The sequence below is a fragment of the Streptococcus varani genome (genome assembly GCF_001375655.1).
Classification (GTDB): domain Bacteria; phylum Bacillota; class Bacilli; order Lactobacillales; family Streptococcaceae; genus Streptococcus; species Streptococcus varani.
Window position 1 is genome coordinate 517,651 of the sequence record NZ_CTEN01000002.1, and the last position, 9,246, is coordinate 526,896.

Sequence of the window (9,246 nt, forward strand, 5' to 3'; positions counted from 1 at the left end):
CTTGAACTTTCTGTTTTGCTTCTTAGATCTATTATATGCTAAAAATCCCATTTCGTAAAACCGCAGGCTTTCCAATCTTTTCATTTTTTTCTAATATTTGCTATAATAGTAGAATGATTGAAAAAGTATTTCGTGACCCAGTTCACAACTATATTCATGTTAACCATGAAGTGATTTATAAACTTATCAATAGCAAAGAATTTCAGCGACTACGCCGCATCAAGCAATTGGGAACAACTTCCTATACCTTTCATGGTGGCGAGCATAGCCGCTTTTCGCATTGTCTTGGTGCCTACGAGATTGCCAGACGAATCACGAAGAGTTTTGAGGAAAAGTATCCTGACAAGTGGAACAAGGAAGAATCCCTTCTGACCATGGTAGCTGCCCTCCTGCACGATATCGGTCACGGGGCTTATTCTCATACTTTTGAGCGGCTTTTTGATACTGATCACGAAGAAATGACTTGTGAAATTTTGACCAACCCTGAAACAGAGGTCAATGCTCTTCTAAAACAGGTTGCTCCTGATTTTCCAGACAAAGTTGCCAATGTCATCCGTCATACTTATCCCAATAAACAGGTTGTTCAATTGATTTCTAGTCAGATTGATGTGGATCGAATGGATTATCTTCTGAGGGATTCTTATTTTACAGGTACCAATTATGGGCAGTTTGATTTGACCCGTATTTTGCGGGTCATCCGCCCGACCGATAGCGGTATTGCATTCCTTGAATCTGGTATGCATGCTGTCGAAGATTATGTGGTTAGTCGTTATCAAATGTATATGCAAGTCTACTTCCACCCAGCTAGTCGTTCCATGGAAGTCCTCTTGCAAAATCTCCTCAATCGAGCCAAAGTGCTCTATGCTGGAGAAAAAGAATTTTTCGCTAAATCTTCACCCAGACTTCTTCCTTTCTTTGAGCATCGTTTCAACTTGGCAGATTATCTGGCCTTGGATGATGGAGTCATGAATACCTATTTTCAAAGCTGGATTGATGGACCAGATAGAACCTTGTCTGACTTGGCTCAGCGCTACATCAACCGCAAGGTCTTCAAATCTATTACCTTTTCAGCAGAAGATGAGACACAATTGGATATTCTCCGTAATATCGTGGCTGAAGTTGGCTTTGACCCAGAGTATTATACAGCAATTCACCATAACTTTGACCTTCCCTATGATGTCTATCGTCCTGAATCCACTAAAAAAAGAACCCAGATTGAAATCCTTTGCAAGGATAATTCTCTTATTGAATTATCCCAATTATCTCCTATTGTAGCTTCTCTTTCAGGAACTATTCATGGAGATAGCCGCTTCTACTTCCCGAAAGAATTACTGGAAGAAACAGGAATTTTTGCAGCCTACAATGAAACTTTTTTAAGCAATATTCACAATGACCACTTTAATCCAGGAGAAAAACATGAGCATTAAACTTGTCGCTGTCGATTTGGACGGCACCCTATTAACCGATAAAAGAGAAATTACCACTGAAGTTTTTGATGCAGTTCAAGACGCCAAAAAAGCTGGCATTAAAATCGTCATTGCTACAGGCCGTCCCATTACAGGGGTTCAGCAAATCTTGAAAGATTTGAAACTAACGGATCCCGGTGATTATGTCATCACCTTTAATGGTGGCCTAGTACAGGATGCTGCTACCAAAGAAGATGTCGTCAAAGAAACCTTGACCTATGATGATTACTTGGACATTGAATTGCTATCGCGTAAACTTGGTCTCCCTATGCACGCCAGTACTAAGAAAGGCATGTACACCGCCAACCGCAACATAGGCAAATATACGATTCATGAGGCCATGCTAGTGGATTCTCCTGTATTTTATCGGACTCCAGAAGAAATGGCAGATGAAGAAATTGTTAAAATCATGATGGTAGATGAGCCTGAACTGTTAGACCAAAAAATCAAGCAGATTCCGCAAGCCTTCTTCGACAAATATAACATCTCTAAGTCAGCACCTTTTTATCTTGAAATCTGTCCCAAAACTGCTAGCAAAGGTAAGGCAATCAAGTACTTAGCCGATTATCTAGGGCTAACTTTGGATCAAACCATGGCCATCGGAGATCAAGAAAATGATCGCTCTATGCTGGAAATGGTAGAAAATCCTGTTGTGATGGAAAATGGCACGCCAGAATTGAAAAAAATGGCCAAGTACATCACCAAGTCAAACCAAGAGAGCGGTGTTGCCTATGCCATTAGAGAGTGGGTATTAGACTAATGTATTCTTACAAAACTGGAATTTCTGCTGAAGAGCATGATGCTTTTGTCCTTCAGAGCCAGCAAACCAATCTACTCCAAAGCAGTTCTTGGGCCAAGGTCAAAGATGATTGGGGAAATATCCGAGTCGGTTTCTATGACGAAAAAGAATTGCTTGCTGTTGCATCCATCCTAATTCGACCACTTCCCTTGGGTATGACCATGTTCTATATCCCTCGTGGACCTGTCATGGATTATCTGGACAAGAACTTGGTTGCTTTTGTTCTCACCAGTATCAAAAAAATGGCCAAAACCAAAAAGGCTCTCTTTATCAAATTTGATCCTTTCATTCTCTTTGGTCATCACCAAATTGACCAAGAAGCTGTTCAAAATCCTGAAGCAGAAACCATTATCCGCAACTTGCAAGATGCAGGTTGCGAGTGGGTAGGTCGCACAACTGATATGGCTGAAAATATCCAACCGCGTTTTCAAGCCAATATCTATGCCAAGGATTTTTCAGAAGCCAATCTTTCTAAAAAAATCCGGCAGTCCATCCGAACAGCTAAAAACAAAGGAGTTGAGGTGCGTTTTGGTGCCCATGAATTACTAGCCGACTTCTCCGATTTGATGAAGAAAACAGAGGACCGCAAGTCTATCCACCTCCGAGGCATTGACTACTATCGCAAACTGCTGGATTCTTATCCAGGACAATCCTACATCACCTTGACGACACTTAATTTAAAATTACGCCTAGATGATTTGGAAAAGGAATTGGAAGCTGCTCAGATGGCCCTAGCCAACTACCCAGAAACCACCAAACCGACTAAAATTGATAACACAAAAAAAGAAATCGAACGCTTGACTGATGAGATTTTTTTCCTCAAGGATGAATTGACCAAAGGGAAAGAACGAGTCGCTCTTTCCGGTACTCTAACTCTTGAGTTTGGGGGCACTTCTGAAAACATTTATGCAGGAATGGACGAGACCTATCGACGCTATCAAGCTGCCATCTATACCTGGTTTGAAACAGCGAATCATGCTTTTGAAAAAGGAAATCACTGGCAAAATATGGGCGGAGTCGAAAACGACTTATCTGGTGGTCTCTATAACTTCAAGTCAAAATTCAAACCTGAAATTGAAGAAATGATTGGGGAGTTTAACCTACCAGTCAGCCCGCTTTATAAACTATCTAATCTTGCCTATACCATCCGCAAAAAATTGAGGAGTAAACGCAAATGACCTTAAAACAATTAAGTTTAGGTGACTACCAAGACTTTATCGAGCAGCAGTCAGACTACTCTTTTCTACAAAGCAAGGAAATGGCTATCCTTTTAGAAAAGAAAAAGATGACTGTACGTCCCATGGGGCTAATCAAAAATGGGCAGGTGAAGGTTGCCGGTCTACTCTATAGTATTCCCATGACTGGTGGCCTCCACATGGAAATCAATTCCGGTCCAGTCATCGCTGATGAAGCTTTTGTGACAGAATTTTATAAGGAAATCCAAAGATTCGCTAAAGATAATGGTGCTCTCCAACTCATCCTCAAACCCTACCAAACCTATCAAACCTTCGATAGCCAAGGAAAGGCAAGTAGTCCAGAAAGAAAAGAGCTGATTGATCAACTGACAAACCTTGGCTTTCAATTTGACGGATTGCAAACCGGTTACCCAGGTGGCGAGCCTGATTGGCATTATGTCAAAGACTTAAGTGATTTACAACAGGAAAATTTGATTGCCTCCTTCAGTAAAAAAGGGAAACCGTTGGTCAAGAAGACCAATAGTTTTGGCATCAAGATTGAGCGCCTTAAACGTAATCAATTGGACCGTTTCAGTAAAATCACCGCTGCCACTTCTGATCGAAGAGAATATCAGGACAAACCTCTTGCTTATTATGAAGATTTCTTTGATTCTTTTGGCGAAAAAGCTGATTTTCTCATAGCCAGCATCAACTTCCAGGTCTACCATGACAATCTACTAGCTGGAAAAGCAAAACTCAAAGAAAAATTAGCAGGCATTCAAGCTGATTTGGATAACAATCCCAATTCTCGCAAGAAACAAAATGAATACCGAGAAATCTCCAGCCAAATCGAGACATTCCATGTTCGTTTGACTGAAGCTATGGAATGGATGATGCAATATGGTAAAGAAGATATTGATTTGGCAGCCAGTCTATTTATCTATACACCAGCTGAAATGGTCTACCTCTTCAGCGGATCTCTACCAGAATTTAATAAATTTTATGCACCTGTTGCCCTCCAAGAGTATGCTATGCGCAAGGCCCTCGATTTGAAGATTCCATTTTACAATTTCCTAGGCGTCCAAGGTATCTTTGACGGTTCCGACGGCGTTCTACGCTTTAAGCAAAACTTTAACGGTTATATTGTCCGCAAAATGGGAAACTTCCGCTACTACCCAAAGCCACTTAAGTTCAAAGTTCTTCAAGGAATCAAAAAAATCCTGGGAAGATGAATTAAAAAAAGATTGAATGAATCATCATTTCAATCTTTTTTATTGTCTAAGAAAATCTTATTGAGTAAATCTTCCAGTATAATCAATGTTCATATCAAAGAAAGGTCGGTCTCGCAGAAGATTTGCTCTAGAAGTAAACTGCCAAGCTGCAGCTGAAATATGCATAGCCATTCTGCGTGCTTGATCCGTAGGCATTCCATTGATATAGGGATACTGAGCTATCCAGAAATTACTGATACCAAAATTGCTTGTTTGGATTGGTCCAGCATATCCTAATCCATTGACATCAATCCAACTAGCACCAGCATAATGCATGAGATTTTGATAGCCAAGGCCTTTCATCTCTGTTTCCCAAGCTTGCATGTTGGCATTGACATTGATGCGACTCTTTTCTTCTTCAATATCATTAATCATGAGGATAGAATTAGGCAAACCCAATCTCTTAGCCGCTGCTACAAAGTAGCGTGCTTCAGCTTGAGCCGTAGCTACTGAGGTGAAGTGTGAATAATGATAGACAGATACTTTAAGGTCAGCTGCTTGAGCATTTTTTATTTGATCTAGAGCAAGCGGATTGAAATAACTTGTTCCTTCTGTCAATTTCACAACAACACCTGACAATCCCTGAACCTTCAAAGCATTATAGTCAGCAACCGATAAATAACCATTATGACTACTAACATCAACAAAGGCTTGACCAGATTTTTTGCTGAAGTTCACATTCGCATTTGTTGCTCCAACACCATAGGTTTGTCCATTGCTCTCAATATAAGCGTGAGCATGGTAGGTACCTGTTTCGTAACGGTGATTTCCCAAGCGAACTGTCACATGGTAATTTCCATTTGCTTGCCGGTATGCTTCATACCAGATGATATCATTTTGACCATTAACCTCAGACCAAACTGGGACTTGAACCTTGCTTACACCAGCTGGAGCAAAAACATCAGAGACAGCAACATCAAAATAGCCATAGGTGTTATCAATATTTTGAATAGAAATCCTTGCCGATACGTTTTTTCTAGAAAAAGTGACATTGCTTCTAGTTTGAGCTAGACCCACCGAACTTCCATCATCCTGTCTAAGGTAGAGGTGTATATGATAGGTCCCCTCATCATACTTATGGTTTTTCGCTTCAACGGATACCTTATAACTTCCATCAACTTGCTTAGTAGCTGTATACCATTGAATGTCGTCTTGCCCATCCTTATCAGACCAGACCGGAATTTGTAGAGACTGCAAGCCCTTTGGTGCCGTGATATTGTTAATAATGACATCAAAGCTTCCCGTCTGGCTGTTTTGATTTGTGATGGACATTGTTGCAGCAGGTAATGCTTCTGGCAAGGTCGCTTGAGTGGTCCTAATCCCTTCAGATTTTCCATTTTTATAGTTAAAATAGAGATGAACTTGATAGTTCCCACGACCATTTTTATGATTTTTACTATCAATCTTTACACGGTAGCTTCCATCATTTTGTCTTGTCGCTTCATACCACTGAATATCATCTTGTCCACCAGTCTCTGTCCAAACTGGAACCCGGACAGATTGGATTTCTGAAGTAAAAATTACTTGCGAAATGAGCACTTCGAACGTACCAGCTTGGCGATCTATATTTTCAATGGATAGTTTTGCTTCAGATTGATTAAGCAAGCGTGTATTAGCCGTGGTCACTCCAATCATTTGTCCATTTGACATTTCATAATAAAGGTGAGCATGGTAGACTCCTGATTCATTTTTGTGATTGCTTTTCTCTATCCTAACTTTGTAAGTTCCATTGCTCTGTTTGCTTGCTGTATACCAGCGGATATCATCCTGACCACCAGCTTCCGTCCAAACTGGAACCTTAATAGAGTCAATACCTATACTGTCGGAAACATTTGAAACAACCAAGTCAAAACTTCCAGCCTGATGATTGAGATTGGCTACTTCTATCTTTCCTTGGGGAGATAAGCTAGTACTAGTTGTTCCAATTCCTTCCATACTACCGTCACTATATTGGTAATAAAGATGCGCCTGATAGACTCCCAGACCATTCTTGTGATTAGCACTTTGAACAGTGACTTTATAGCTTCCATCGGATTGGTATTGGGCATTATACCATTTAAGATCGTCTTGTCCCTTTTCTTCAGTCCAAACTGGAACTTTTATGGCCTTGAGAGGTTTAGCACCATTCACATTACTAATGGTTAAATCGAAACTTCCCTTGCTAAGGTCAAGATTACTGACACTGATCGTTCCACTGGTCGGAGGAGAAAGGCTGGTTTTAGTTGCAGCAATTCCCTGTGTCGGTGCATTATTAAAGTCATAATAGAGATGAACATTATACTCACCACTACCATTTTTGTGATTTTTCTTATCAACAGTTACTTTGTAGCTACCATCAGCCTGTTGATTTGCGGTATACCAGCGAATATCATCTTGTCCATCTTGACTAGTCCAAACCGGTACTCTTACTGACTGGATACTATTCGGACTAAGCACCTCTTCAATGACAACATCAAAGGTTCCTGCACTATAATTGACATTTCTGATAGATAATTTCCCAGTGGTGGATAAAGTTGTCTGTGTGGAGGCAACACCGATAGTTTTATTGGCATTATCTACATAATACAGGTGAATTTGATAACTTCCTCTACCATTTTTATGGTTTTTCTTATCAATACTTACCCTGTAGCTTCCATATAGCTGACGTTCAGCATTATACCACTGGAGATCATCTTGACCATTTTCTTCTGTCCAAACAGGTACCCTTACAGAACGGATACCTGTAGAACTTGATAGATTAGAAATAATAATATCAAAGGTGCCTGCAAGCAAATTCTGATTTTGAATGGTCAAATTTCCACTAGCTGCTTCAGCTATAGCAGTGACTGCACTAGATTCCTTTGCTGGTGTCTCAGATACTGTATCTACTGTAGAGCTAGTTTCACTAGTTGTTACAGAATTCCTTGTTTCTGCTTCAGATATTTGAGGGCTTACTGAAGTGGGATCAAGCTGCCAATCAAAAGTATAGTTCTTTAATTCATAGATGGATTGATTCTGATCCAAGGCTTCTACTTCAAGAAAATATTTCTTGCTTATAGAAGGTGTTGCTGGATGAAAAACTGCTGCAAATTGACCATGCTTATCCAACTCCAAAGGCAATTCCAGCAAATCAGATCGATCGTTCAGTGTCCAAATCTTGATCTGAACTGTTTCAAAATTTTGTCCTTTTGGATCAAAAGACAATTGTACTTGCCCTCCTTCCAAGTGAACAGAAAACTGCCCATGAGATTCAATTTTCTCAGATTGTCCTTGTAAAATTAAATATGCTGGCTCAGCAATAATGGTATCAGCCTGCACTATATGACCACATATCAGACTAGCAAATAGGCTAGCTAGGTACATACACTTTCTAAGTTTCAATTTTTTCTCCCCAATACCCAAAAAACTCCTAACTCTTTGGCTAGAAGTTTTTAGTCATATTATTATTTGATTAGAAGTTCAACAATGCCAAGAAGCTTGCTGGTTCAAGTGAGGCACCACCAACGAGAGCACCATCAACGTCAGGACAAGCCATGTATTCAGCAATATTAGATGGATTTACAGAACCACCGTATTGAACACGAACCTTATCTGCGACTTCTTGACCGAAGTCAGCTACAACTACATCACGAACGGCTTTACACATGTTTTCTGCATCTTCTGAAGTAGCTGATTTACCAGTACCGATAGCCCAGATCGGCTCATATGCGATGACTAAGGAAGCTACTTGCTCTGCTGACAAGTCTTTCAAAGCTGCAGAAACTTGAGCACCCACAAACTCCACTGCTTTACCAGCTTCGTAAGTTTCAAGCGACTCACCACAACAAATAATTGGAGTCATGTTGTTACGGAAAATAGCATGCGCTTTTTTGTTGATATCTTCATCTGTTTCATGGAAGTATTCACGACGTTCTGAGTGACCAATGATAACATAGTCCATTCCCATATCAGCCAACACTTTCGGACTTGTTTCACCAGTGAAAGCACCTGCATCTTCAAAATAACAGTTTTGCGCAGCAACTTTAAGATTGCTATCAGCACTTGCGAATTTTACACCGTTCAAAAGCAATGGTGAAGCACCAATAACAGCGTCCACTTTATCTGTTGATGGCAATTGATCTTTTACTTCTTCAACGAAAGCCATAGCTTCTTGAACATTTTTGTTCATCTTCCAGTTACCGGCAATAATTGGTTTACGTGACATTTCACTTACCTCTTTTAAATTTATTTTACGCTCTCTATTGTAGCATATTTTCAGGAAATATTAAAGTTAATTCTATTCTGAACCATTCCCCTTGTTGCCTTTTTCTCATAATTTCGTATATTTTTAAAAAGAATGGAGAGCGAACTTGTCCGCAGAATGGTATTTTTCTAACCTTGACTAGTCATTTCAAAGCTAATCTTGAAAAAAGGGCGCACTTGGCCCTTGTAAGTGGAGGGATTTTTTAAACAACCCAACTCGCCAGATGCTCTTGGTTTCCAGTCTTCAACTTTGCCAGGGCAAAGCCAATCATGACAAGAAAACTCATACTGATAGCTAACCTCATCTTCTTAAT

Annotated in this window: 6 protein-coding genes; 4 read left to right on the plus strand and 2 right to left on the minus strand. The window is 40.1% G+C overall.

Annotation, left to right across the window (positions count from 1 at the left end; translation table 11 throughout):
- The first annotated feature begins 113 nt into the window (after positions 1-113).
- Genes BN1356_RS06065 through BN1356_RS06080 form a run of 4 tightly spaced genes read left to right on the plus strand, consistent with a single transcriptional unit; the run spans position 114 to position 4,672 of the window.
- Positions 114-1,427: an HD domain-containing protein gene (locus BN1356_RS06065; RefSeq protein WP_093650493.1), complete on the plus strand. Its 1,314-nt coding sequence runs from the start codon at positions 114-116 to the stop codon at positions 1,425-1,427.
- On the plus strand, positions 1,417-2,226 hold the full coding sequence (gene yidA / locus BN1356_RS06070; RefSeq protein WP_093650494.1) for a sugar-phosphatase: 810 nt from the start codon (positions 1,417-1,419) through the stop codon (positions 2,224-2,226). Before BN1356_RS06065 ends, yidA begins: the two co-directional genes overlap by 11 nt.
- Positions 2,226-3,443 (plus strand): aminoacyltransferase, encoded by a 1,218-nt coding sequence (locus tag BN1356_RS06075; RefSeq protein ID WP_093650495.1) that lies wholly within the window; start codon positions 2,226-2,228, stop codon positions 3,441-3,443. Before yidA ends, BN1356_RS06075 begins: the two co-directional genes overlap by 1 nt.
- Positions 3,440-4,672 carry an aminoacyltransferase gene (locus tag BN1356_RS06080; protein WP_093650496.1) on the plus strand — a complete coding sequence of 411 codons (1,233 nt, stop codon included), beginning with the start codon at positions 3,440-3,442 and terminating at the stop codon, positions 4,670-4,672. Before BN1356_RS06075 ends, BN1356_RS06080 begins: the two co-directional genes overlap by 4 nt.
- 57 nt (positions 4,673-4,729) lie before the next feature.
- On the opposite strand, the gene BN1356_RS06085 is transcribed toward BN1356_RS06080, so the two are convergent.
- Entirely contained in the window at positions 4,730-8,071 is a 3,342-nt protein-coding gene (locus tag BN1356_RS06085; protein ID WP_093650530.1) for a GBS Bsp-like repeat-containing protein, read from the minus strand.
- 70 nt (positions 8,072-8,141) lie between these two features.
- Entirely contained in the window at positions 8,142-8,894 is a 753-nt protein-coding gene (tpiA, locus tag BN1356_RS06090) for a triose-phosphate isomerase (protein ID WP_093650497.1), read from the minus strand.
- Positions 8,895-9,246 lie beyond the last annotated feature (352 nt).